This is a genomic window from Maritimibacter dapengensis (assembly GCF_019218265.1).
Classification (GTDB): Bacteria; Pseudomonadota; Alphaproteobacteria; order Rhodobacterales; family Rhodobacteraceae; genus Maritimibacter; species Maritimibacter dapengensis.
Window position 1 is genome coordinate 516,944 of record NZ_JAHUZE010000002.1, and the last position, 24,219, is coordinate 541,162.

At 64.4% G+C, this 24,219-nt stretch carries 27 protein-coding genes; 10 read left to right on the plus strand and 17 right to left on the minus strand.

All coding sequences use genetic code 11. The features are described from left to right. Positions 1-8 precede the first annotated feature (8 nt). Entirely contained in the window at positions 9-1,697 is a 1,689-nt protein-coding gene (locus KJP28_RS08805) for a chloride channel protein (protein ID WP_218392182.1), read from the plus strand. Positions 1,698-1,787: 90 nt separating this feature from the next. On the opposite strand, the gene KJP28_RS08810 is transcribed toward KJP28_RS08805, so the two are convergent. From KJP28_RS08810 to cobT, 3 genes are read right to left on the minus strand one after another with little or no spacing between them, the layout of a single operon-like run. Continuing rightward, positions 1,788-2,132, minus strand: coding sequence for a DUF427 domain-containing protein (locus tag KJP28_RS08810; RefSeq protein WP_218392183.1), 345 nt, complete (start codon positions 2,130-2,132; stop codon positions 1,788-1,790). Between the two features lie 58 nt (positions 2,133-2,190). Next, on the minus strand, positions 2,191-3,996 hold the full coding sequence (locus tag KJP28_RS08815) for an aminopeptidase P family protein (RefSeq protein WP_218392184.1): 1,806 nt from the start codon (positions 3,994-3,996) through the stop codon (positions 2,191-2,193). Further along, positions 3,996-5,873: a cobaltochelatase subunit CobT gene (gene cobT / locus KJP28_RS08820; RefSeq protein WP_218392185.1), complete on the minus strand. Its 1,878-nt coding sequence runs from the start codon at positions 5,871-5,873 to the stop codon at positions 3,996-3,998. The genes KJP28_RS08815 and cobT overlap by 1 nt, the downstream gene beginning before the upstream one ends. Before the next feature lie 171 nt (positions 5,874-6,044). On the opposite strand from cobT, the gene KJP28_RS08825 reads away from it, so the two are divergent. Beyond that, a complete protein-coding gene (locus tag KJP28_RS08825) occupies positions 6,045-6,647 on the plus strand; it encodes an NADPH-dependent FMN reductase (protein ID WP_218392186.1) in 603 nt (200 codons plus the stop codon). A gap of 4 nt (positions 6,648-6,651) precedes the next feature. Here KJP28_RS08825 and KJP28_RS08830 read toward each other — a convergent pair whose 3' ends face one another. The 3 genes from KJP28_RS08830 to cobS form a co-directional block, all read right to left on the minus strand. After that, complete coding sequence (locus KJP28_RS08830) at positions 6,652-7,035, minus strand: hypothetical protein (RefSeq protein WP_218392187.1); 384 nt, start codon at positions 7,033-7,035, stop codon at positions 6,652-6,654. 74 nt (positions 7,036-7,109) lie between these two features. Next, entirely contained in the window at positions 7,110-8,069 is a 960-nt protein-coding gene (locus tag KJP28_RS08835; RefSeq protein WP_218392188.1) for an O-fucosyltransferase family protein, read from the minus strand. Continuing rightward, positions 8,069-9,055 carry a cobaltochelatase subunit CobS gene (gene cobS / locus KJP28_RS08840; protein WP_218392189.1) on the minus strand — a complete coding sequence of 329 codons (987 nt, stop codon included), beginning with the start codon at positions 9,053-9,055 and terminating at the stop codon, positions 8,069-8,071. Before cobS ends, KJP28_RS08835 begins: the two co-directional genes overlap by 1 nt. Before the next feature lie 135 nt (positions 9,056-9,190). On the opposite strand from cobS, the gene KJP28_RS08845 reads away from it, so the two are divergent. From KJP28_RS08845 to KJP28_RS08865, 5 genes are all read left to right on the plus strand, one after another. Next, positions 9,191-9,733, plus strand: coding sequence for a sigma-70 family RNA polymerase sigma factor (locus tag KJP28_RS08845; RefSeq protein WP_218392190.1), 543 nt, complete (start codon positions 9,191-9,193; stop codon positions 9,731-9,733). Next, positions 9,730-10,404, plus strand: a complete 675-nt coding sequence (locus KJP28_RS08850) for an anti-sigma factor (RefSeq protein ID WP_218392191.1) — start codon at positions 9,730-9,732, stop codon at positions 10,402-10,404. Before KJP28_RS08845 ends, KJP28_RS08850 begins: the two co-directional genes overlap by 4 nt. Before the next feature lie 116 nt (positions 10,405-10,520). Next, positions 10,521-11,075, plus strand: coding sequence for a fasciclin domain-containing protein (locus KJP28_RS08855; protein ID WP_218392192.1), 555 nt, complete (start codon positions 10,521-10,523; stop codon positions 11,073-11,075). Positions 11,076-11,140: 65 nt separating this feature from the next. Then, entirely contained in the window at positions 11,141-11,605 is a 465-nt protein-coding gene (gene msrB / locus KJP28_RS08860) for a peptide-methionine (R)-S-oxide reductase MsrB (protein WP_218392193.1), read from the plus strand. A gap of 191 nt (positions 11,606-11,796) precedes the next feature. Then, entirely contained in the window at positions 11,797-12,558 is a 762-nt protein-coding gene (locus tag KJP28_RS08865; RefSeq protein ID WP_218392194.1) for a potassium channel family protein, read from the plus strand. A 33-nt stretch (positions 12,559-12,591) separates the two neighbouring features. On the opposite strand, the gene KJP28_RS08870 is transcribed toward KJP28_RS08865, so the two are convergent. Beyond that, positions 12,592-13,221 (minus strand): DnaJ domain-containing protein, encoded by a 630-nt coding sequence (locus KJP28_RS08870; RefSeq protein ID WP_218392195.1) that lies wholly within the window; start codon positions 13,219-13,221, stop codon positions 12,592-12,594. A 120-nt stretch (positions 13,222-13,341) separates the two neighbouring features. On the opposite strand from KJP28_RS08870, the gene KJP28_RS08875 reads away from it, so the two are divergent. Beyond that, positions 13,342-13,599, plus strand: a complete 258-nt coding sequence (locus tag KJP28_RS08875; RefSeq protein WP_218392196.1) for a BolA family protein — start codon at positions 13,342-13,344, stop codon at positions 13,597-13,599. Between the two features lie 7 nt (positions 13,600-13,606). Here the strand turns inward: KJP28_RS08875 and KJP28_RS08880 are convergent, their stop codons facing one another. Next, the gene (locus KJP28_RS08880) at positions 13,607-13,984 is read right to left on the minus strand and encodes a DUF4177 domain-containing protein (protein ID WP_218392197.1); all 378 of its coding nucleotides are present in this window, start codon (positions 13,982-13,984) and stop codon (positions 13,607-13,609) included. Between the two features lie 66 nt (positions 13,985-14,050). Next, positions 14,051-14,524, minus strand: a complete 474-nt coding sequence (locus KJP28_RS08885) for a thioesterase family protein (RefSeq protein ID WP_218392198.1) — start codon at positions 14,522-14,524, stop codon at positions 14,051-14,053. Between the two features lie 279 nt (positions 14,525-14,803). Here KJP28_RS08885 and KJP28_RS08890 point away from each other — a divergent pair, with 279 nt between their 5' ends. Next, a complete protein-coding gene (locus KJP28_RS08890) occupies positions 14,804-15,133 on the plus strand; it encodes a zinc ribbon domain-containing protein YjdM (protein WP_218392199.1) in 330 nt (109 codons plus the stop codon). A 55-nt stretch (positions 15,134-15,188) separates the two neighbouring features. Then, a complete protein-coding gene (locus tag KJP28_RS08895) occupies positions 15,189-15,779 on the plus strand; it encodes a cell wall hydrolase (RefSeq protein WP_255552283.1) in 591 nt (196 codons plus the stop codon). 4 nt (positions 15,780-15,783) lie between these two features. Here the strand turns inward: KJP28_RS08895 and KJP28_RS08900 are convergent, their stop codons facing one another. The 8 genes from KJP28_RS08900 to KJP28_RS08935 form a co-directional block, all read right to left on the minus strand. After that, on the minus strand, positions 15,784-16,347 hold the full coding sequence (locus KJP28_RS08900) for a cupin domain-containing protein (protein ID WP_218392200.1): 564 nt from the start codon (positions 16,345-16,347) through the stop codon (positions 15,784-15,786). A gap of 70 nt (positions 16,348-16,417) precedes the next feature. Continuing rightward, a complete protein-coding gene (locus KJP28_RS08905) occupies positions 16,418-17,536 on the minus strand; it encodes a substrate-binding domain-containing protein (RefSeq protein WP_218392201.1) in 1,119 nt (372 codons plus the stop codon). Positions 17,537-17,577: 41 nt separating this feature from the next. Then, complete coding sequence (locus KJP28_RS08910) at positions 17,578-18,558, minus strand: ABC transporter permease (RefSeq protein WP_218392202.1); 981 nt, start codon at positions 18,556-18,558, stop codon at positions 17,578-17,580. Next, on the minus strand, positions 18,555-19,541 hold the full coding sequence (locus KJP28_RS08915; protein ID WP_218392203.1) for an ABC transporter permease: 987 nt from the start codon (positions 19,539-19,541) through the stop codon (positions 18,555-18,557). The genes KJP28_RS08910 and KJP28_RS08915 overlap by 4 nt, the downstream gene beginning before the upstream one ends. Beyond that, complete coding sequence (locus tag KJP28_RS08920; protein ID WP_218392204.1) at positions 19,538-21,055, minus strand: sugar ABC transporter ATP-binding protein; 1,518 nt, start codon at positions 21,053-21,055, stop codon at positions 19,538-19,540. Before KJP28_RS08920 ends, KJP28_RS08915 begins: the two co-directional genes overlap by 4 nt. Then, positions 21,052-21,900: a sugar phosphate isomerase/epimerase family protein gene (locus KJP28_RS08925; RefSeq protein ID WP_218392205.1), complete on the minus strand. Its 849-nt coding sequence runs from the start codon at positions 21,898-21,900 to the stop codon at positions 21,052-21,054. Before KJP28_RS08925 ends, KJP28_RS08920 begins: the two co-directional genes overlap by 4 nt. Continuing rightward, the gene (locus tag KJP28_RS08930; protein ID WP_218392206.1) at positions 21,897-23,027 is read right to left on the minus strand and encodes a Gfo/Idh/MocA family protein; all 1,131 of its coding nucleotides are present in this window, start codon (positions 23,025-23,027) and stop codon (positions 21,897-21,899) included. Before KJP28_RS08930 ends, KJP28_RS08925 begins: the two co-directional genes overlap by 4 nt. 1 nt (position 23,028) lies before the next feature. Beyond that, positions 23,029-24,087: a sugar phosphate isomerase/epimerase family protein gene (locus tag KJP28_RS08935; protein WP_218392207.1), complete on the minus strand. Its 1,059-nt coding sequence runs from the start codon at positions 24,085-24,087 to the stop codon at positions 23,029-23,031. Positions 24,088-24,219: the final 132 nt, after the last annotated feature.

The following is a 24,219-nucleotide window of genomic DNA, read 5'->3' on the forward strand; positions in this document are numbered from 1 at the left end:
CCGAGCATATGGGCGCAGGATGGAAACAGCCGATCCGCGACAGGATCGCGGCGCTGGCGGAGGCCCGGACGAAAGCGTGGCGGACCATCCGCGAGGACGGGCCGGACCAGGCGCAGTTCTGGGTCATCGCGCTTGTCATCGGGATCGCGGCGGGCTTTGCAGCGCTGCTGTTTCGCAAGGGGATCGAGCGCTTGCAGGCGTTTCTCTACGGCACCGAAGACACCGCGCACCTTCACAGTTTCGCCGAAACGCTTCCGTGGTTCTGGATCCTCGTTCTGCCCGCCATCGGCGGGCTGGTCGTCGGTCTTATCCTGAACTGGACGACCCATGATGGGCGCGTGCGTTCGGTCGCCGACGTGATCGAAGGGGCCGCGATGTGGGAGGGCCGCGTCGAGAAGAGGGCCGGGATCGGCTCGGCGCTCGCGTCGCTCATCACGTTGTCGTCGGGCGGTTCTTCGGGGCGGGAGGGGCCGGTGGTTCACATGGCGGCGGTCATGGCGACCTGGGTCTCGAGCCGGATCAACGCCTCGGCTGTCGATGCGCGAGACATCTTGGGCTGCGCGGTGGCCGCGGCGGTCTCGGCCAGTTTCAACGCGCCCATCGCAGGCGCGCTCTTCGCGCTCGAGGTCGTGCTGCGCCACTTCGCCGTGCGCGCCTTCGCCCCCATCGCCATCGCGAGTGTCGCGGGCACAGTCATCAATCGGCTGGAATTCGGCGGTGTGACCGAATTCGTGCTGCCCGGCATGCTGACGCTCGATTTTTACGAGGAACTGCCTGCCTTCCTGCTATTGGGGGCGGTCTGCGGCGTGGTCGCCGTGGCGCTCATGCGGGCGATATTCGTCGCCGAGGATTGGGCAAGCTGGACGCAGCGCAAGCTGGGTCTGCCGCAGGTCCTGCGGCCTGCGCTGGCCGGGCTGTTGCTCGGGGCGCTCGCCATCGGGTTCCCGCATATCATCGGCGTCGGCTACGAGACGACCTCGCGCGCGCTGACCGGTGAACTGGTGCTGCACGAGGCGGTGGTCTTCGCGGTGCTCAAGGTGCTCGCGGTCGCAATCACCATCGGCGGGCGGATGGGCGGCGGCGTGTTTTCCCCCGCGCTGATGGTCGGGGCGTTGACGGGCCTTGCGTTCGGATTGATTGCAACGAGTGTCTTTCCGGATGTGTCGGGCACCCAGACGCTCTATGCGCTTGCCGGTATGGGCGCGGTGGCCGCCGCCGTGCTGGGCGCGCCGATTTCGACCACGCTGATCGTGTTCGAGCTCACCGGCGACTGGCAGACCGGGCTTGCGGTGATGGTCAGCGTGTCGATCTCCACCGCGATTTCGAGCCGCCTTGTCGAGATGTCGTTCTTCCTGCACCAACTTGCCCGCCGGGGCGTACGCCTTGCCGCCGGGCCGCAAGCTTGGCTGCTGCGCACGGTGCGTGTCGCGGCGGTCATGCGCAAAAAGGAGGATCCCAAGGCGGCGAAGGAAGATCGCTGCTGGGAGTTGATCGAGGACGGGATCTACATCGACGGGAATGCGACGCTGGAAAGCGCCATGCCGATGTTCGAGGAAACCGGGACGCCGTTCATCCCGGTCGTGACCATCGCGGGCGAGGGCGAGGCGCCGGAACTCTGGGGGTCGCTCCACCACGTCGATGCGTTGAAGGCGTTCAACCGGAAGCTCGCGGACGCGGCGCGGGAAGAGCATTCCTGACCGTTTCGCGCAGGAAGGCGGCCAGCGCCGCCTCTGGAGGGCCAGCCCTCCAGACCTCCCGAAGTATTTTTGAAACGATGAAGGGGCGGATCAGAGTTGTTCGACGGCGACCGTGTCGCTTGCATAGAAGGCGACGTAATCCTTGATCTGCTCCATGCCCGCTTTCGGGTCTTCGTAGGACCAGGCGGCATCTTTCAGCACCGTCGACTTGGTATGGATCGCGTAATAGGTCGCGTCGCCCTTGTAGGGGCAATGACTTGTCGTTTCGGTCTTGTCGAGCATCGCCATGGCGAGGTCGTCGCGCGGGAAATAGATCACCATCGGGTAATCGCCTTCGGTCAGCTCAAGCGCGTTCTGGCTTTCCCCCAGCACGGCACCGCCGGCGCGCACGACCCATTTTCCGGGGGCTTTGCGGATTTTGATGTGGTCGGCCATGTGTCTCTCCTGTCCCCGTTCGCGCGGACTATATCAGGTTATGAATGAAAGTTGCGTGTCAAAGTGGCGCACAGGCCTGTGTCAGCCAAAGCCGCGCCGGGGCCGAGATGCGGCCCGACAAGAGGCTCAGGCAGGACTTGTGATAGGCGTCGATCCAGTGACGTTCGGCCCGGTCGAGCATGTCGGTCAGGATCATGCGCCGGTCGATCGGCACGTAGGTGAGCGTTTCGAAGTCGTAGAATTCGCGCCCCCCGTCGACACCGGGATGGTCGGTGTTTTCGCGCACGACGATCAGGTTTTCGATCCGTATTCCAAAGGCGCCGTCACGGTAGTAGCCCGGTTCGTTCGACAGGATCATGCCGGGTTCCAGCGGCAGGTCGGAGGTGCGGCTCAGCCGTTGCGGGCCTTCGTGAACGCTCAGGTAGCTGCCCACGCCGTGGCCCGTGCCATGGCTGTAGTCCATCCCCGCCGTCCAGAGCGGAAAGCGCGCCAAGGCATCTAGATGCGCGCCTGCGACACCCTTGGGAAACAGCGTGCGCGAGACCGCGATCATGCCCTTGAGCACGCGGGTGAAGGCCTCGCGCTCCTCTTCTCCCACGTCGCCCACGGGGAGCGTGCGGGTGATGTCGGTGGTGCCGTCGGGGTATTGCCCGCCACTGTCGAGCACGACCACATCGCCGGGCGCGAGCTTGCGGTTGGTCTTGGCGGTCACGCGGTAGTGGATGATCGCGCCGTTCGGCCCGGACCCCGCGATCGTGTCGAAAGAGATGTCGCGCAGATGGTTGGTGGCGCGGCGCTGAGCCTCCAACTCGGTCACGAGGTCGATCTCGGTAATGCCGCCATGGGGCACGGTGGCGTCGAACCATGTGAGGAATTCGATCATCGCGGCGGCGTCGCGCAGATGCGCCTCGCGCGCCCCGGCGATTTCCGCTTCGGTCTTGCGGGCCTTGGGGAGGATGCAGGGGTCGCTCTCCCATGCGACGTCGACGCCCGCTTCGCTCAGGATCTGGCTCACGGCGACGGGGGCGGTGCCCTTGTCGAGCCGAACGGGGCCGGTGAGGGCGGCAAGCGCATTGGCGAAGCCCGCGACATCCGTGAAACTCACATCCGGTCCGAGGGTTTCGGCGATCCCCATGGGCCGGTCGGGAGTCGTGAAGACGGTCACGCGGCTAGCATCGTCGATGATCGCGAAGCCCTGCATCACGGGGATGCGGGGAATGTCGTTGGCGCGGATGTTCAAAAGCCAGGCGATGCTGTCGGGCAAGGTCAGAACGGCGGCCTTTTGGCCAGCCTCGCGCAGGACGCCCGCGATCTCATCGCGCTTTTCCGAGGCGGATTTGCCGGCAAATTCCACGGGGTGCGCGACCGGCGTGGAAGCTGGGGGGGCAGGCCGCTCGGACCAGATGCGATCGACGAGGTTCTCGGTCGTGTGAAGCTCGACGCCTTTGGGCTCGAGGGCCCGGGCCAGTGCCGCGATCTCGGACTGGGTGTGAAGCCACGGGTCGAAGCCGACTTTCGCGCCGGTGGTCAGGCGCTCGGCGAGCCACGGTCCCGGTTTGGTTTCGGGCCAATCGACGGGAGTATAGGCGTCGAGGTCCACCTGGCTCCTGACCTGGTTGCGGTAGCGGCCATCGACGAAGACGCCCGCGACATCGGCAAGTGCGATGCAGAAGCCCGCCGACCCGGTGAAGCCGGTGAGCCATTCGAGCCGTGCGTCGCAATCGGCGACATATTCGCCCTGATGGGCGTCGGCACGGGGGATGAGGAAGGCGTCGAGCCCTTCCGACTGCATTTCGCGGCGCAGGGCGGCAAGGCGTGCCGTGCCCCGTGCCGGGTCTGCCGTCGTCTCGAATGACTGGAACATCAGGAGGCTTTCCGAATGCCCATGACCCGTGCGCGGGCACGTGGGTCGGCATCGAAGAGGGCGGCAAGCTGTTCGGTCATCGCGCCGGCAAGCTGCTCCACATCGGTGATGGTCACGGCGCGGTCGTAATAGCGGGTCACGTCATGGCCGATGCCGATGGCAAGGAGTTCGACGATCTTCTTGCGCTCAACCATCGCGATCACGTCGCGCAGGTGCTTTTCGAGGTAGTTGGCCGGGTTCACCGAAAGCGTGGAATCGTCCACCGGCGCGCCGTCGGAGATGACCATCAGGATCTTGCGCGCCTCATGCCGCCCCATCAGCCGCCGGTGTGCCCATTCGAGCGCTTCGCCGTCGATGTTTTCCTTGAGCAGCCCCTCTTTCATCATCAGGCCGAGATTGGCGCGGGTCCGGCGCATCGGGGCGTCGGCGGATTTGTAGATGATGTGGCGCAGGTCGTTCAGGCGACCGGGGCTTTGCGGGCGACCGTCTGCGAGCCATTTCTCACGCGCCTGTCCGCCTTTCCACGCACGGGTGGTGAAGCCCAGAACCTCGACCTTCACGTCGCAGCGTTCGAGGGTGCGGGCGAGCACATCGGCACAGATCGCCGCGATGGAGATCGGGCGACCCCGCATGGAGCCGGAATTGTCCAGAAGCAGCGTCACCACGGTGTCGCGAAACTCGGTGTCCTTCTCGACCTTGAAGCTGAGCGGTGTGGTCGGGTTGGCGACGACCCGGGCGAGGCGACCCGCATCGAGGATGCCTTCCTCGCGGTCGAATTCCCATGAGCGGTTCTGCTGGGCCTGCAACCGGCGCTGAAGCTTGTTGGCCAACCGACCGACCGCGCCCTTGAGCGGTTCAAGCTGCTGGTCGAGATAGGCACGCAGACGTTCCAGCTCGGCAGGTTCGGCGAGGTCTTCGGCCATGATCTCTTCGTCATGCTCGGCGAGATAGACGTGGTAATTCGGATCGGCCTCGGAGGCGGGTGGCGGGGGCGGCGGGTCGAGCGGTGCGTCGGCCTCGGGCATCTCGGCCTCGTCGCCCATCTCCTCGTCGGCAAGCTCGTCCATCGAGACCTGGGCCTCGCTGTCGTCCTGTTGCTGCTCCTGCTCCTGTTCGGGCGACGCGCCTTCCTCGCTGTCGTCGTCCTCGGCCTGTTCCTGGCCTTCCTCTTCGTCCTGTTCCTGTTCTTCCTGATCCTCGGACTGGTCGTCCTCATCGTCGTCGTAATCGGGGTCTTCGCCCAATTGGTCGCCGTAGCCGAGATCCTCGATCACCTTGCGAGTGAAGCGGGCGAATTCGGTCTGATCCGAAAGCTTGTCCTGAAGATCCTCGAACGTGTCGCCTGCCTGCCCCTCGATGAAGTCGCGCCACAGGTCGAGCACGCGGTCGGCCCCCATGGGGAGGTCGCGGCCCGTGGCGGCCTGCCGCACGAAATATCCGGCAGCTTCGGGCAGGGGGGCGTCGGTCTGCTGGGTGATGCCGGGATAGCCCTTCTTGATCGCTTCCTCGGCGATCTTGTGGTCGATGTTCGACGCCGTGCCGGGCATGACCCGCGCCCCCATCGCCTCGCACCGGGCGGTTTCCATCGCCTCGTAGATCGCACGGGCCATGTCGCCCTCGGGCGCAAAGCGGGCATGGGTGGCGTTGTCGTGGAACTTGCGCCGCATGGCGAGCGCATCGGCGGTGCCACGGGCCAGGAGAACCTCGTCGCGCGCCATGCGCCGCGTCACCTGCGGCAGGCGCATCGTGTCCCCGGACGTGCCGGAAGGATCGACCGTGTAGGTCACGTTCAACTCGGTGTCGTCGGCCAGCACTTTCGTGGCTTCGGCGAGCGCCTTCTTGAACGGATCGGCGGGGTTGTCGGAGGTCTTTGCCATGGCATGAGTTAAACCACCGGGCGGGGGCGGTAGCAAGCGGTGACGCAGGGTGGTGGCGTATCGCGGTCCTTGCACAAACTATGCGCAAAATCGCGCAGAACTCATCATTGAAGCGCGAGTTGTGCAGTCGCAAGTATCACGCAGAGACGAAACCCCAACAGGAGATCTGTTATGACGACCCCCAAGATTGCCCTCATCATCGGCTCCACGCGCGATGCGCGCTGGGCCGACGAACCCGCGAACTGGCTGCTGACGCAGGCGAAGAAACGCAGCGATATCGAGGTTGAACTCGTCGATCTGCGCGATTTCGATCTGCCCCTGTTCAACGAAGCCGCCTCGAACCTCTGGGTGCCGTCCCAAGACCCGAAAGCGGTGGCCTGGCAGGAGAAGATCGCCGAATTCGACGGCTATGTCTGGCTCACCGCCGAATACAACCACACCATGCCCGCAGCGATGAAAAACGCGCTGGATCAGGCCTATAACGAATGGGTGAAAAAGCCGGTGACGGCGTTTGGCTACGGCTCGATGGGGGCCGTGCGCTCGGTCGAGCACCTGCGCCAGATCGCGGTGGAGTTGCAGATGGTCCCGGTGCGCTCGGCGCTGCACCTCGGCGGGGCCGATTTCTTTGCGGCCCATCCGATGGGGGCTGGCAAAGGCATCGAAGCGGTGGAAGAGAACCTGCTGCCCTCCGCCTCCGGCATGTTCGATGATCTGGTCTGGTGGGCGCACGCCACCATGTCGGCGCGTGCCGAGGATCAGGCGAAAGCGGCCTGAACCGTTACGACAGGATCAGCGCCCGGCAGGCGCCGAGTTCCATCTCGGCGCGGCCGCGCGCCCAATCCGCGTCATCCGCGTCGCGATTGAACGTGGCGCGGGTGAGAAGACGCGACTGCGCCAGCTTCGCTTCGATCCGTTTGTGAAGAAGCTCCCGCGCCGCGTCGGGCGGCGTAACCGCTTGAAGAAGCGAGATCATGGCCGCGCGTTCGGCTTCGGTCCGATCCGCCGCAGCATCATTCGTGAGCCATTGAAATTCCATCTGGGCTGAAAGCCGCCCCGCGCAGCGGGCGAATTGTTCGGCCAGATCCGAGGCCCCCGCAAGAAGCGGGGTCGGCAGGGCGAGTGCGACGAGGCCCGCCTTCAGAAAAGTTTTCAAACGGCCCATATTTTCATCGTTTACGAGAAAATATGGTCAGTAAAGGAAAAAAGCCGAAACTTTCCGTTACCTTGCGACGCGGTTCAGGCCTCGTCTTCGGCTTTCAGTATCTCGACATACCGATCTACGACCGAGGCATAGACATAGGTCGAGGGCATGTCGGCAGACCGGCAGAGCACGTAATTCGACACGTTCGAGTTGCCGTGGACCAGATGCGCACAGCGCGCCAGCAGGTGCGCTTCCGCCACGATGTCGAGCCCCAGTTTGAAGGTCGAGAACCGCATCCCCTCGTTCTCGGGGTGGCTGTCATGCATCTCGCCGAAATCCGAGCGGGTCGAGGGATAGGTGATAAGCCGGTCGCCATATTGCGCGCGGCAGCGTTCGATCACCATCGCGCTGTCGGAACACGCGAAAACCTGTGCGTCCGGCTGGTCGGCAAGCACCGCATCGACAGCGGCGAAGTAATGCTTGAACGGCACCGGCTGCGTGTCGTCCAGAAGCGCGCGCATCCGGTCGGCACCGCCGTGGTTGCGCCCCGGACCGCGCATATGCAGCCCGATCACCGGACCTTTGAAGAAAGTGTCCGCGAAATCCTCGACCGTCGCGCGGGTGAGCGCGTTGGGCCGGATGAAGCGATGCAGGATCGCGCCCGCCGCGTGCCGGTCGGGGGGTAGACCCATCGTGTCCAGCCGTCCTTCAATCAGGCGCGGGTTGAGCGGGTGATCGACCGAAAAGTCGGCGTTCTTGTAATATTTGCGGACCGGATCGTAGGCGTCGCCCAACGTGGCATCGGCAAACACAGGCTCAAAGAAGTAGCGCCAGGGTTCGCCGCCGATATCGGGGTCGGCATAGGGGCTTTTCGCCCAGTCGACCACGAAATCGCGCCCGTCGCGCGCCACGAGATCGGCGAAATAGGCGACCCGGTTGACCGCGTTGAACATGCCCGCGCCACCGATCGGCAGCACCATCGTTCGGTCAGGACCAGCCGCATCCTCTGCCCGGGCCGAGCCGGGCGAGAGCAGCCGTCGCAAGCGCCCCAGCATCAGCCGAGCGCGACGTTGGCCGCCGATTCCGGCAGTTCCTCGTCAAAGCAGCGCTGGTAGAATTCCGCCACCGTCTGCCGCTCCAGCTCATCGCATTTGTTGAGGAAGGTCAGACGGAACGCATAGCCGACGTTGCGGAAAATCTCGGCATTCTGCGCCCAGTTGATGACGGTCCGGGGGCTCATCACCGTGGACAGATCGCCGTTCATGAACGCCGTGCGGGTGAGGTCTGCGACCGTCACCATCTGGCTCACGGTCTTGCGGCCCTTCTCGGTGTTGTAATGCGGCGATTTTGCCAGAACGATATTCGTCTCGGCGTCGTGGCTGAGGTAGTTCAGCGTCGCGACGAGGCTCCAACGGTCCATCTGCGCCTGGTTGATCTGCTGCACCCCGTGGTAAAGCCCGGTGGTGTCGCCCAAGCCGACGGTGTTCGACGTGGCGAACAGGCGGAAGAACGGGTTGGGCGTCAGGATCTTGTTCTGGTCGAGCAGTGTCAGCTTGCCGTCGGTCTCCAGCACGCGCTGGATCACGAACATCACGTCGGCACGGCCCGCATCGTATTCGTCGAACACGATGGCGACCGGGTTGCGCAGCGCCCAGGGCAGGATGCCTTCGTGGAACTCGGTGACCTGTTTGCCGTCCTTGAGCTTGATCGCGTCCTTGCCGATCAGGTCGATCCGGCTGATGTGGCTATCGAGGTTCACCCGCACGGTGGGCCAGTTGAGCCGCGCCGCGACCTGTTCGATATGGGTCGATTTGCCGGTGCCGTGGTAACCCTGAACCATCACGCGGCGATTGCGCGCGAAACCTGCGAGGATCGCCAGCGTGGTGTCGGGATCGAATTTATAGGTCGTGTCGAGCTCGGGCACACGGTCGGTTTTCTCCGCGAACCCTTTGACCGCCATGTCGGAATCGATACCGAAAACATCGCGCACGGAAACTTCTTCGGTGGGTTTTGCGTTGATATCGCTCGTGCCGTCCGCCATTCGGTGAATCCTAAGCCTTCGTTTCGTCAGGGCCGCAACATAACGGTTTCGCGGACGAGCGAAAGGGGGCGCAATCGGCCGACTGTGGACAGGCGGGCAAATTCGCCTAGAGTGACGTGAGGTTCGGGGGGGTATATGGCCACACGCGACGACATCGAAACGTGGATCGCCCGGACGGCTCTGGGCGACCGACGCGCGTTTCAGAACCTCTATGACCATACGTCCGCGAAACTTTTTGGCATTTCACTCCGTGTGTTGAAAGACAGGGCCGAGGCCGAGGACGCGCTCCAGGAGGTGTTCGTCAAGATCTGGCACGGGTCCAAGAAATATACGGCGGGGAAGGCCAGCCCGATGACCTGGCTCATTACGATCGCGCGCAATCATTCGATCGACCGGCTGCGCGCGCGGAAGGGAGACACCGAGGGCGACGACAAGATCGCCGAGATGCCAGACACCGCGCCGGGGGCGGAAGCCCGCGTGGTCGCGATGGGCGAGGCGAAACGGATCGAGGAGTGTTTCGATACACTTGAAGTCGACCGCGCCGAGGCCGTGCGCCGCGCCTACCTGGACGGCGAGTCCTATGCCGATCTTTCCGAGCGGTTTTCCGTGCCGCTCAACACGATGAGAACCTGGCTGCGCCGCAGCCTGATCAAACTGAGGGAATGCCTGGAGCCATGAGCGACAGCGAAATGCCAGAAGACGACCGCGCGAAGGCCGGGGAATATGCCCTGGGCCTGATGACGCGTGCGGAAGCGGCCGAGTTTGCCGCCCGTCTCGACCGTGAGCCCGGTCTCGCGGCGCTGGTTGCGCGTTGGCAGGAGGATTTCGCGATGCTCGCCGACGAGGTCGAGCCTGTCGCGCCCCCGGCGCGTGTCCGCCGCCGGATCGAGGCACGGCTGTTCGACGACACGAAAAGCCCGCGCTGGCTTGCCCCCGGTGTCATGGGTCTTCTGGCGGCATCGCTCGCGCTGGTGCTTCTGTTCGTTCCCGTGGGCACGGGCGTCCGCCCGCCTGCGAACCCGCTCTACCATGCCGATCTTGCCAGCGAGAGCGGCGAGCTCATTCTCGCAGCAGGATATGACGGCGAGACGGGCGAGTTGTATGTGATCCCCGAACTGGCGCCCGAAGAGGGCACCGCGCATGAGCTGTGGCTCATAGAAGGGGACAACCCGCCGGTGTCGCTCGGCCTGATGCCGGCCGACGCGCCCGCGCGGGTGCTGCTTGCCCCGGAACAGGCGCAGGCACTCCAGGGTGCCGTCCTGGCGATTTCGGTGGAGCCCCCGACCGGATCGCCGACGGGTGCGCCGACCGGCCCTGTGATCGCGACCGGCGAAGTTATGACCCTGTAACGGGTCTGTGATCGAAAAAAAATCTAAACTCTGAAACTCCCTTCGAAGCCCGTCCGTAGCTTCGAGTGATCCCGGCCAAGAGGGTTTGGGACTGATTTTATCAAGGGAGATACAACATGCTTCGCAACACACTTCTGACCGCAGGCACCGCCATCGCGCTGACCACTGGCGCGGCTTTCGCACAGGAAAACCCGATGGTGGGTGGCGCGCCGATGTACGCCGACAAGAACATCGTCGAAAACGCGGTGAACTCGGAGGACCACACCACGCTGGTCGCTGCGGTCAAGGCTGCAGGCCTGGTCGAGACGCTTTCGGGCGACGGTCCGTTCACGGTGTTCGCACCGACGAACGCGGCGTTCGACAACCTTCAGGCCGGCACTGTCGAAGACCTGCTCAAGCCGGAAAACAAAGACATGCTGACCAAGGTTCTGACCTGTCACGTCGTGTCCGCTGACGCCATGTCGGATGCCATCAAGGGCATGATCGACGACGATGGCGGCAAGCACCCGGTGCCGACCGTGGGCGGCTGCACCCTGCAGGCGACCTATGACGGCGACGAGATCATGATCGAAGACGAGCGTGGCCGCGTTGCAAACGTGACTATCGCGGATGTCGACCAGTCGAACGGCGTCATCCACGTGATCGACGAGGTTCTGCTGCCCGCCATGTAAGGCGAGCGCCGAGCAGTCGGGTCGGGGCCACAGCGCCCCGGCCCGTCACCGAAAGGAGGAAAGCCATGAAACGCCGCCATTTTCTGACCTGCGCCATGAGCGCGCTCGCCGCCCCGGCCTTCGCCGGCAAGGCAGGTGTCACCTACGAGGTGACCCGGAGCGAGGAAGAATGGCGTGCCATGCTGTCGGATGCCGAATACCGCGTGATGCGCGAAGAGGGCACCGAACGCGCCTACACTTCGCCGCTGAACGATGAAAAGCGCGACGGTATCTTTCTGTGCCGAGGCTGTGACCTCCCGGTCTATGCCTCAGATGCCAAATACGACAGCGGCACGGGCTGGCCGTCCTTCACCGACAATCTTCCGGGCGCGATCGGCACCAAGGAAGACCGAAAGCTTCTGATGACTCGCACGGAATGCCATTGCGCGCGTTGCGGGTCGCATCTGGGCCACATCTTCGACGATGGCCCGCCCCCGACCGGCAAACGCCATTGCATCAACGGCGTGAGCCTGACGTTGCAGCCGTCCTGACGGCACGAATTGCAAGAACGGGACCGCGCCGACAGGCAAGGTTCCACGCGGCGGGCCGATATGTCTGTCCCGTCCCCCGGTCCGCCGCACAAGACACGGCCCCCAAGCTCCCGATTAGAGCGCGGGGGCCGTGCGCGTGACATGCCTTGCGCAATGGGGGCGATCGGGTTTTGATCGGCCAGAGGCAGGACATGCAGACACGACTTCGCGAACTCTACTATGGCCATTCCGACCGGGCGCATCGCTTTCGGTATGCGCTGCTCGCGTTCGACCTCACGACGATCCTGTTCGTGATCGTCACATCGTTTTTTCCGCACGGCCCGGTGATCGAGGGGATCGACATGCTGATCGGTGTCGTGATCCTTGCCGATTTCATCGCGCATCTCTGGGCGACCCGGCGCCGTTTTCGCCATTTCACCAAGCTGTCGACATGGGCCGATCTCGTGGCGATGGTCAGCTTTCTCGCCCCCATCGCGGGCGAGGGCTTCGGCTTCCTGCGCATATTGCGCACGCTCAGGCTCCTGCACACCTATCAGCTCACCTCTCGGCTCAGGCAGGACTTCCGGTTTTTCAAGGAAAATCAGCAGGTTATCATGGCGAGTGTCAATCTGCTCGTGTTCCTTTTCATCATGACCGGCGTGATCTATGCCACGCAGGAGGGCGAGAACGAGCAGATCGGGAACTACGCCGACGCGCTCTATTTCACCGTGACGACGCTGACCACCACGGGGTTCGGGGACATCACGCTCGAGGGCACGTCCGGCAGGCTCCTGGCGGTGGCGGTCATGATCGTGGGCATCACACTGTTTCTGCGGCTTGCCACGGCGCTGTTTCGCCCGCCGAAGGTGCGCCACGAATGCTCGAATTGCGGCCTGCTTCTGCACGATACCGACGCGGTGCATTGCAAGCATTGCGGCGAGGTCGTGCACATCGAAACCGAGGGTACGGTGTGAAAGCGGCCCAGTTCATGCCGGGCCGGGTTCTGCTCACTGGAAGCTGCGGCTGTCCTTGATCTGGTCCCAGGCCCAGACGACCTCTTGCAACTGTTCTTCCTGGCTGCGGTCGCCACCGTTCATGTCGGGATGAAGAACCTTGATCAAAGCCTTGTAAGCCTTGCGGATTTCCGCCTTGTTCCAGTGGTCTTTCGCCTCGAGAATCTCGATCGCGCGGCGTTCCTTCGGCGGAAGCCGCCGGGTGCCGCCCGTGGTGGACTTGCCCGGATTCTGCGTCGCATTTCCGCCCAGAACCTGATGCGGATCGTCCACACCCAGTCGCGCCCAGGCGCGTTCCTCGGCGCTTTGCTTGAAATCCTTGGTCTGGCGTTCCCAGACGCGGTCGCTCGCCGCCTGCGCGTCCATTTCCTCTTCGGTCGCGCCGTTGAAGAAATTCCATTTCAGATTGTATTCGCGCACATGGTCCTTGCAGAACCACAGGTATTCGTCGAGGTGATCGGGGCTGCGGGGCGCGCGATACTGGCCCTGTTCCTCGCATCCCGGATGCTCGCACACCTTGGTCGAGGTCTCGAACGCCCCCGACATCCCGCGCTTTCCGCGAGGTTTTTTCTTCTTGGAGGCAGACACCGAGATGTCGAAACCGAAAGGGTCATCTTTGTTCATCGCACTACTCTTCTCGACTCGGACGCAGGAGTTTAGACCTTTTTCAGCAAGTGAGAAGGGGGCGCGGGAAAAAATGCGCCCCATGGTCAACTTTGGCCGAACACGTTGGCGCGAGGGAACATGACACGAGCTGAAGAAATCGAAGCGGCTTTGCACGCGGCGTTCACGCCGCGTGAGCTGGAGGTGATCAACGAGAGCGGGCATCACGCCGGACATGCGGGCGACGATGGCAGTGGAGAAAGCCATTTCCGGGTGCGCATCGCTGCGCAGGATTTTGCCGGCACGACGCGCGTCGCACGGCATCGGATGGTGCATCGCGCATTGGGGCCGGAGCTTGTCGCGAAGATTCACGCGCTCGCGCTGGACGTCTCGGACTAGGCGAACGTCACTCTGCGGCGTCGGATTTCGGCTTGGTCAGAGGGGGCTCGGGTTTGCTGTCGGAACTGCGATGAATGAGGCTGACGTCGTCGTCGTCCTCTTCAGGAATGAGCGGGTGCGAATGGTCTTCGATCAGACCTACTGTCTCGGGGTCGAAGTCGCGGCGAAAGACCAGAAGTGTCTGGAAAGACGTCGTTTTCGACGTCAGACCCGCGCGCTCCTCGGCCGGCAGCGTGTCGGCGCGGAGGTATTCCCAGCCGTCGGCGGCCATCTGGTTCATGGTCTGAGTCAGAGCATGCGCAAAGCGGCCGTCAGTGCCTTTCACACCCTTGGCGCGTTTGCCTTTCTTGGGGGCGGGCAGGACCCGGTATTCGTAACGCTGCATTTGGGATTCCCTTGCTGATCGGCGCGAAACTACGCGATTTCGAAGGGCGGTGCCAATGGGGGGCGGTCAGCGGCGGGTCAGGCCGATGGCGCGGCCGGCGCGATCGGGCCAGTTGTCGGGTTTGTGGGCCTCGGCGAAGTCCGAGAAGCGGGCGAAGACATCGTCCGGCATCGGCGCGACACGGGGGCCGGACATGTCGATATGCAATCCCAGCGCTTCGCCGGTGGCGGCGATCCAGCCGTCTTCGTGGTGGATTTCCTGAAAGGTGTGAAACCGTTTCTCGTCGTAATCCAGTATCCACGAATGGATCTTCACCTTTGCCCCCAGATGGAGTTCCCGGAGGTAGCAGATGTGAAACTCGGCGGTATATGTGGTGTGCTGGCGCGTCTGGGCATAGTCCGCGCCGATGCCGATGATCGGATAGAATTCGTCGGCGGCCTGATCGAACAGGACGTTGTAGTAGGCCATGTTCATGTGGCCGTTGTAGTCGATCCAGTCCGAGATCACTTCGCGTGTTGTCGAGATATGTGGTTTGCCCATCTGGTCCTCCCTGTCGCGCCGAGACTAGGGGCTCTGGCGCGACCCGCAAGGGAAACGTGGGGTCCGACGGGGTGGCAGCGTCCGGGCGCGTTAACGGGATCGACCCGCGATTTCGACCACGTATGGAACACGTATGTATGACGTATGGAATGCGTATGGCAGAAGGTCGGGCAACGCCGCTGCGCGAAATCGGTTAATCCGGCGTGCGCACCGTGCGCACCGTGCCGCCTGCGGCGATTTGCGACTGGCGCGATGGCGCGTCGGGCCGTAAGGAGCCCCATGACCGAGACCTTGCCTCCGTGCCCCGACTGCGCTTCGACCTTCACCTATGAAATGGATGCGCTGTTCGTCTGCCCCGAATGCGGGCATGAATGGACCCCCGAAACCGAAACCCGGGTGCGCGACAGCGTGGGCAACGTGCTTGCAGATGGCGATACGGTGACGGTGATCAAGGACCTCAAGGTGAAGGGCTCGTCTTCGGTCGTGAAGGTGGGGACGAAGGTGCGAGGGATCCGGTTGGTCGAGGGCGATCACGACATCGACTGCAAGGTGCCGGGGATCGGCCAGATGGGGCTGAAATCGGAATTCGTGAAGAAGGTAGCGCAATAACGCGCGGGGCCTTATTATGCGCCGAAAGACCGAGGGACAATTTGAGGGTGAAGTGATGGCGAAACCTGCGATGCGTTGGGCAATGGCCGGGATTCTCATTGGCGCGACGGCACTTTCCGGGTGCGCGAAGCGGGGCGGGACGGAACGGTTCAGCTCGAGCCAGCTAAACTGCATGTCACGCGCGATGTATTTCGAGTCGAACCGGTCGAGCCGGGACGGGATGGTCGCGGTCGGAAGCGTGGTGATGAACCGCGTCGCATCGGCGGATTTCCCCAACACCGTCTGCGGCGTGGTCGGCCAGAGGGGTCAGTTCGCGCCGGGCGTCATGTCCAAGCCGATGACCGAAAAGGCTTCGGTCGCCCGCGTGCAGGAAGCGGCGAGCTCGGTTCTGGCTGGCGAGCGTCATCCAAACACCGGAAACGCACGGTTCTTCCATGCGCAATACTACCGGGCGAATTACGACAACATGCACTATGTGGCATCGGCCGGTGGCAATGCGTTTTACGAAAAACGCCGCCCCGAACTGGTCACGCAAGCGACGCCGCTCCCCAACCGCGAGGGGCTGACCGGCGGTGGTGAAACCGTGCTGACCATGAACGCGCCGCGAGAGCGCCGGGGAATCCTCGGGCGTCTGTTCGGCGGTTAAGACGTCAGCCCGAAGCGTCGAGGCCGTCGCGGAAGTCGTTCCAGCCGGCATCCACGGAAGATTGCGTATCGCGCCATTGGGTGAGCGGTTGGCCGGTCACGGGGTCGGTTGCCGGGATGGGCAGGGACATGATGAGTTTCGCAGCGGCGCGGAAATCGGCCTCGCTCACGAATTCCTCTTGGATGTTGTCCCAGTCGCGGCCCTCGGGGTAGCCGCCGATCACCATGACGTTGTCGGAATTGCCGATCATCGCGTGAGACACGCCGGCGGGCATGACGACCACGTCACCCGCGTCGACGCGCACCTTCGTGCCGCCTTTGCCGAAAAGCTCCAGCTCCATCCAGCCGTCGGCGACGCCGAGGCATTCATGCGTGGTGGAGTGGAAATGGTGATAGAGATAGATGCCGGGATAATGCCAGTTGTTCAGCCAGCCGCTTTTCTGGAAGCGGTCGCGCACGGCGTCCATGCCGCCGCCGGGCACGCCGCCCCGGTGAATGAGCAGCGGAAAGCGGCTGTTGGGCACGCGTCCGCGCGGCATGGAATGATGCGTTTCGATGGTTCCGGTCATGGTTCTCCTCCCTTGTCCATGAGACCCGCCAAATGAAATGGGGCGGCTCGCGCCGCCCCGTTCCATCGGATCAATTGCCACCCCAAGCGCCGGGGTAGTTGGCCATGTCCTCGCAGCCGCACATTGCGTAGTGCAGCGGCGGCATTGCCGGGTTCACGTATTCATCCAGGTTGTCCTGGGTGATCGCCGGTTGCGGCAAGACCCATTCCGGGCCGGGGACCGCTTCGCCCTCGATCACATGCGCCGCCGCGATGACCGCTGTGCGCCACTGGAACGTCGGGTAGGTCGGGGCGATGGCCGTCAGACCTTCGTCCTGCCACTTGCGCAGGAAGTCCTGCTGATCCTCGCCCACGAAGACCGGGATCTCGTAGCCGGAATCCTCGAACGCCTCGATCGCCGCCACGGCGGTCGCGCCTGCGTCCATCCAGACAGCGTCGATCTCGCCGCGCATCAGGTAGTCTTCCACGATCGACTTGGTCTTGGCGTTGTCGCCATCGGTGAATTCGGCTCCGACGATGTTGAGTCCGGCCTCATCGAGGATGCGGCGACCGGCGGAATAGCGGGTCTCCAGCACGTCCACGCCGGGCAGGATGCGCAGCATGAGGACGTTGCCGCCTTCGTCGACGTTGTCGGCGATGAACTCGGCTCCCTGGATGCCGAAGCCGTAGCCGCCGACCGGGTGCACGAAGGTCACCGGGCAGTCGGTGTTCACGCCGCGGTCGAAGACGATGACCGGCATCGCCTCACAGGCGCGTTCGACGGCCGGGGTGAGGGCCGCCGTGGTGTTCGGCGATACGATCATCACGTCGCAATCGCCGCCTGCGAGCAGGTCGTCGATGTCGGCGATCTGCTTGTCGTCCGACCCTTCGGCGTCGACATGGATGAATTCGCCGATAGATTCGTGGTTGGCGACCTCTTCGGTCATGTTCGTGTAGCCCACGACCCGCCACGGGTTGTTCACGCCCGCGTTGGAGAAGCAGACCGTTGCCGGGGCTTCGACCCCGAGATCGGCGGTTTCGACCATGGCGTCACCGATATGCTGAAGCCACGGCTGGTCTGCCGGTCCCATCGGCTCCGCCGCGAGCTGTTCCTGCTGTTTGGCGAATTCTTCCGGGTCGTCGAAGTTCTGGGCGTGAAGGGGCGCGAGGCTGAGGGCCAGCGCTCCCGTCGCCATCAGGATATGTTTCATCTCTCTCTCCCTAGTGGTTTGGGGGCCGCAGCATGCGCCCCTCAGGTTCCCGTCTGTTTCCTTCGGTGCATGGCGAGCGCGACGGCCGCGATCAGAATAAGACCTTGCACCACCTGCCGGACGGGTTGCGGCAGGCCGAGGAAGTTCAGAAGTGTGAATATGGCGGTAAGGGCGAGCGCGCCGCCGAGGGCGGCCGGGACGGAGCCGCGCCCTCCGAGAAGCTGCGCGCCGCCGAGGACGGCGGCTGTGATCGCCTGAAGCTCGTAGCCGGTGCCGACATCGGTCGAGACGCCCGCGAAGCCGCCGAGCAGGATGCCGGCGATGGCCCCGGACAGGCCCGAGAGCATGAAGGCGGTGATGCGGGTGCGGTTGACCGAGACCCCGGCGAGGCGGGCGGCCACGGGGTTGTCGCCGATGGCGTGGACCTGCCGGCCCAGGTTCGTGCGGTGCATGAGCCAGGCGAAGAGGCCGACGACGACGATCAGCACGATCACCGAAACCGGGATGAAGCGCACGAGGGGCACGTCGCGGATCAGTTCGCGTCCGAAGAAGCGGAAGGTGTCGGGCAGGTAGCCGCGCGGTGCGCCGCCGGACCACATGAAGGCCAGCCCGTTGAGCGTGATCATCATGCCCAGCGTGGCGATGAGCGAGGGGACCCGCAGGAAGCAGACCACGAGCCCGTTCACGAGCCCGGTGCCCAGCCCAATCCCGAGCATGACGGGGATCACCCAATAGGTCGCGGTGGGGTCGTTGTTGGTCAGCATGGACGAGCCGACCACGACCAGCGTGATGAGCGAACCGACCGAGAGGTCGAAGCCGCCGGAGGTGATGACATAGACCTGACCGGCCGCGAGGATTGCGAGCGGGGCTGCGCGTTTGAGGAAATTCATATAGCCGGTCGGCTCCACGAAGCCGGGGTTCATGAAGATGATCGCCACGATCAGCGCGGCCAGGAGCACCCAGACCGGGTTGATCTGGGGCAGGCGGCTGAACAGCCCGCGGGTTTCGGTGCGCTCGGTCATGCCACGATCCTTTTCGAGCGGATCGCGTAGAAGGCGACGGCGGCGACGATGATGATGCCGCGCAGCACCTGCTTGGCGAAGCTGTCGACGCCCGCGATGTTGAACACGCTGTCGATGAGCGAGAAGATCAGCATCCCCGCCATCGTCCCCCAGATGCCGCCGCGTCCGCCCGCGAGCACGGTGCCGCCGATCACCACGACGGCGATGCTTTCGAGGTCGTAGACCCCGTCGGAGCCGATCCACGGCGCGCCGGAGCGCAGGCGGGAGGCGAGATAGAGCCCGGCTATCGCCGCGCAGACCGAGCAGATGACGTGGGAGAGGACCACGATCCGCCCGGTCTTGATGCCCGCGAAGCGTGCGGCTTCTTCGTTGCCGCCGACCGCATACATGTCGGAGCCGAACTTGGTGAAGCGGAGCACGATCCATGCGAGCACCGCGAGCCCCGCGAGGAACAGGAGCGCGATGGGGAAGGGGCCGACTTCGCCATAGGCGAAGACCTGAAACGCCGCCGGGACTTCGCCCGCGAAGTTGGAAACGAAGGCGGAGAGGCACCCTTGAATGATAAGGCTCATGCCGAGGGTCGCGATGAGCGGGTTGACCTTCAGCACGCTGACCACGATCCCGTTGGTCACGCCGACGACACCGCCGAGCACGAGGGCCGCCAGCACCGCGGGCACGATCATCGCGGGAGAGCCGTCCATCACCACTGAGGCGAGAACGGCGGTGGCGGAGATCAGGCTCGCCACGCTCAGGTCGATAGAGGCGACGAGGATCACGAAGGTCTGGCCGACCGCCGTGATGCCGAGCGCGATGGAGCGGCCAAGAATGGCGATCAGGTTGTCGAAGGTCAGGTATTGCGCCTGTCCCGTGGCGAGCGCGACGATGACGTAGATCACCAGCGCCCCGCCCAGAAGGATGAGCGGTGCCCAGCGTTCGAACCGGAAGCCGGTTTTGCGCGGCGGCGTGTCTTCGGCGAGGCTCATGCGGCCACCCCCGTTTCGCCCGTTGCGGCGTGCATGACATCCTGTTCGCTGGCCCCGTGAGGAAACTCGGCGGCGATACGGCCTTCCTGCATGACGAGCACGCGGTCGGCCGCTCCGATCACCTCCGGGAGGTCGGAGGAGATCATCAGGATACCGGCGCCTTCGCGCGCGAGGTCGCGCATCAGGTGGTAGATGCCCGCCTTGGAATTCACGTCGATGCCGCGGGTCGGTTCGATGAAAATCAGGAGCTTCGGGCGCATCGAGAGCCAGCGGGCCACGATGGCCTTTTGCTGGTTGCCACCCGAAAGCGCGCGGATGTCCTGATCGTAGGAAGCCGCGCGGATTTCCATGTGGTCGAGCAATTCGTCCATGCGATCGGTATCGGCGTGGGCGTTCTTGCGGTCACTACCCCAAAGCTTGCCGAAAGCGCGCGAGGTCAGCATGCCGTTGTCGCGCACGGATTGCATGAGGACGAGCCCCTCGGCCTTGCGATCACCGGGCAGAAGCCCGACACCACCCATGATCGCGGTGCGCGGGTTGCGGAAGGTGACGGTGTCGCCGTTCAGCGTGACGTCGCCATGTTCGAACGGGGTCTGGCCGAAGAGCGCCATGGCGAGGGCGACGCGGCCCGCGCCCTGTATCCCCGCCAGTCCGACGATTTCGCCCGCCCGCACGTCGAGGTCGATATCGTGGAGCATCGCGTTTCCCGCGCCGCGCACGGAGAGGATCGTTTCGCCGATCTCGTCCGGTGTGGCGGGCGGGGCATAGAAATCCTCGATGTCGCGCCCGACCATGGCGCGCACGATGGCGTCGGGGGCTGGCACCTCGTCGAACCGGGCGGCCACTTCGCCGTCCTTGAGCACAGTGACGCGGTCGGCCAGCCGCGTGATTTCGCGCATCCGGTGGGTGATGTAGATGATGGCGACGCCGCGTTTGCGCAGGGTGTCAACGGTGGCGAAGAGCTCCTCGCATTCGGCTTCGTTCAGGGCGGCGGTCGGTTCGTCCATCACCACGACGCGCGCGCCGGTCGAGACGGCCTTGGCGATTTCGACGACCTGCTGCGTGGCGACGTCCAGCTCACCCACGGTGCGGTCGGGGTCGATGCGTCCGGCCGCAGCGAAAAGCGACAGCACCTCGCGGGTCTCGGCGCGCATCCTGGCCCCGTCGATGAGGCCGAACCGGGTGCGCGGCTCCCGGCCCAGAAACAGGTTCTGCGCGACGGTGCGTTCGGGAAGTAGCGAAAACTCTTGATAAATAACGGCAATCCCCGCCTGAAGCGATTCCACGGGATGGGCGAAGTGGACCGCTTCACCGCCCACGTGAACTTCGCCCGCATCGGCGTGGTAGACACCGGAGAGGATCTTGATGAGGGTCGATTTGCCCGCGCCATTCTCGCCCACGAGCGCCTGCACTTCGCCGGGCCGGACGTCGAAGCTGACTTCCGAGAGGGCGCGCACGCCGGGGAAGGACTTGGTGATCCCCTTCATCTCGATCACGGGGGCGCTGTCGGTCATGCGGCCTCCCATGTCGCGCGGACGAAATCGTGGGACTCCGTGAAGAGCGTTTCGAAGTCGGGAAACAGCGGACGCCAGACGCGGGTGGCGGCGGCGAGTTCGGGGAGGCCCGCGCCGAAGGCCTCGATCACGACATGGCCGTCGAAACCGGTCGCCTTGACCGCTTTGCAGACCGCCGCGAAGTCGATCTGTCCGCGACCGACCACGCCACGGTCGTTCTCGGACAGGTGGAGCACGCCGAGCCGGGGACCGAGATGCTCGATCGCGCGGGGTTGATCCTGCTCCTCGATATTGGCGTGGAACGTGTCGTACATGATGCCGAAAGCGGGGTGATCGACCGCATCGGCATAGGCGCGGGCCTGTTCCATCGTGTTGAGGAAATAGGTCTCGAACCGGTTGAGATGTTCGAGCGCGAGCCGGTAGCCGTTGCGCCCGGCCCGTTCGGCCATGGTGTGGTGTGCGGCGACATCACGCTCGATTTCGGCCTTCGTCGGACCCGCGCCGGTGAAATGGCCGATGGGCGCGTGGAACGGGCCGCCGATGGTCTCGGACCCCAGCGCCTCGGCGCAATCCTGTATCCACGACAGGTGGTCGAGACCGCGCTGGCGGACGCTCGCATCCTCGGACAGCGGGTTGGCGTCGGGATCGGGGACGATGGAGGTCTGCGCGCGGCCAAGGCCGAAGCCCGCGAGGCGTTCGCCCAACCAGGCGTAATGGTCGGGATCGCCGCGCATGACAGGGATTTCGACGTGGTCGTAACCGATCTCCGCGATACGCTCTATCTGGGGCAGGTGACTCTCGTCGATATGGCCTGCCAGACAGAGGAGGTTGATGCCCAGCTTCATGGCGTCACCCAGGCGCTGTCGCTGGCCGACGAACGGACGCACGCGTCGATGAAGCGCATACCGTCGAGACCGTCGTCTATGGTCGGGAAGAGCAGGTCGTCGGGTAGGGCCGTGCCGGCTCGGTGCGCGTGGATCGCGCGGGCGGCATCGGAATAGAGGTTGGCGAAGGCTTCGAGGTAGCCTTCGGGGTGGCCACCGGGGATACGACTGGCGTCGAGGTTGCCTTGGGTCGCGCCTGCGCCCGCGCGGGTGAGGAGGCGTTTAGGTTCTCCGAAGGGGGTGAACCAGAGCTTGTTCGGTTCCTCCTGCGACCAGTCGAGCCCGCCCTTGTCGCCGTAAAGGCGCAGGCGGAGCGTGTTCTCGTTGCCCGGGGCGACCTGGCTGCACCAGAGCATCCCCTTGGCGCCGCCCTGCCAGCGCAGCATCACATGGGCGTTGTCGTCGAGCGCGCGGCCGGACCCGAAGGCGTCGAGGTCGGCGGCGAGGCGGTCGAGCGTAAGGCCCGAGACGAAGCAGGCGAGGTTGTAGGCATGGGTCCCGATATCGCCGATTGCGCCGCCCGCGCCGGAGCGGGCGGGATCGACGCGCCATTCGGCCTGTTTGCCTTCGGCGGGACCAGTCATCCAATCCTGCACGTATTCGACATTCACCAGACGAAGCGCGCCGAGATCGCCCGCCGCGACCATGTCGCGGGCCTGACGGATCATCGGGTAGCCGGTGTAATTATGCGTGAGCATGAACAGAGCGGAGGAGGCGCGGGCGATGTCGGCCAGTCGCTCGGCGTCTTCCATCGAGGCTGTCAGGGGCTTGTCGCAGATCACATGGATGCCGCGTTCGAGGAACGCGATGGCGGCAGGCGCGTGGACGTGGTTCGGGGTCACGATGGAGACCGCTTCGATCCCGTCGTCGCGCGCGGCTTCGGCTTCGGCCATCTCGTCGTAGCTGCCATAGCTGCGGGGCAGGCCGAGGGCCTCGGCGCTGGCATGGGCCTTGTCCGGCGTCGAACTCAGCGCACCGGCGACAAGAGCATAGTGTCCGTCGATCCGCGAGGCGATGCGGTGGACGCCGCCGATGAAGGCATCCGTGCCGCCGCCGACCATCCCGAGCCTGATGGGAGCCTCCGCCATGTCAGCCTTCCAATCCGAGCATCTTGCGGTTGGCCGCGTCGTCTGCGCCACCTGCGGCGAAATCGTCGAACGCGTGGTCGGTCACGCGGATGATGTGGTCGCGCACGAACGCCGCGCCTTCGCGGGCGCCGTCCTCGGGGTGTTTGAGCGCGCATTCCCATTCGACCACCGCCCAGCCGTCAAAGCCCATCGTGGTGAGTTTCGAGAAGATCGCGCCGAAATCCACGTGGCCGTCGCCGGGGCTGCGAAAGCGCCCCGCGCGGTTCGGCCAGGACTGGTAGCCGCCATAGACGCCCTGTTTGCCGGTCGGATTGAATTCGGCATCCTTGACGTGGAACATTCCGATCCGGTCTGCGTAGTCGTCAAGATGTGCAACGTAATCAAGGCATTGCAGGACGTAATGCGAGGGGTCGTAGAGCATCCGGGCGCGGGCGTGTCCATCGACGCGGTCGAGGAACATCTCGTAGCTGACCCCGTCATGCAGGTCTTCGCCGGGGTGGATTTCATAGCAGATGTCGATGCCGTTCTCTTCGGCATGATCGAGGATCGGGCGCCAGCGGTCGGCGAGTTCGTCGAACGCGGCTTCCACCAATCCTTCGGGGCGTTGCGGCCACGGGTAAATGTAGGGCCAGGCCAGCGCGCCGGAGAAGGTGCCGAGTGCGGACAATCCGAGGTTGCGCGAGGCGTCGAGCGCCATCTTGACCTGACGGACCGCCCAGTCCTGCCGTGCCTTGGGGTCGCCGTGGACAGAGGCATGGGCGAAACCGTCGAAGGCGATGTCGTAGGCCGGGTGGACCGCGACGAGCTGGCCTTGGAGATGCGCGGACAGCTCGGTCACCTCGATCCCGTTTTCGGCGGCCCGACCTTTGAACGTGTCGCAATAGTCGCGTGACGTGGCGGCGGTTTCGAGATCGAACAGCCGGGCGTCCCAGCTTGGCACCTGCACCCCGATATAGCCGCAATCGGCGGCCCAACGTGTGATGGATGCCCAATCGTTGAACGGGGTGTCGTCCGACGCGAATTGCGCCAGGAACAGGGCGGGGCCCTTGATCGTCTTCATATGTCCTCCCAACGGCGCCGCCTCCACGGCGCCCGATGCCTTTTCCGGCATCTTATGAAATCGATTACATCTGATTCACCATCGCATTGCAATGAAAAATGTAATCGATTACGAAACGAAGGGGACAGGAGA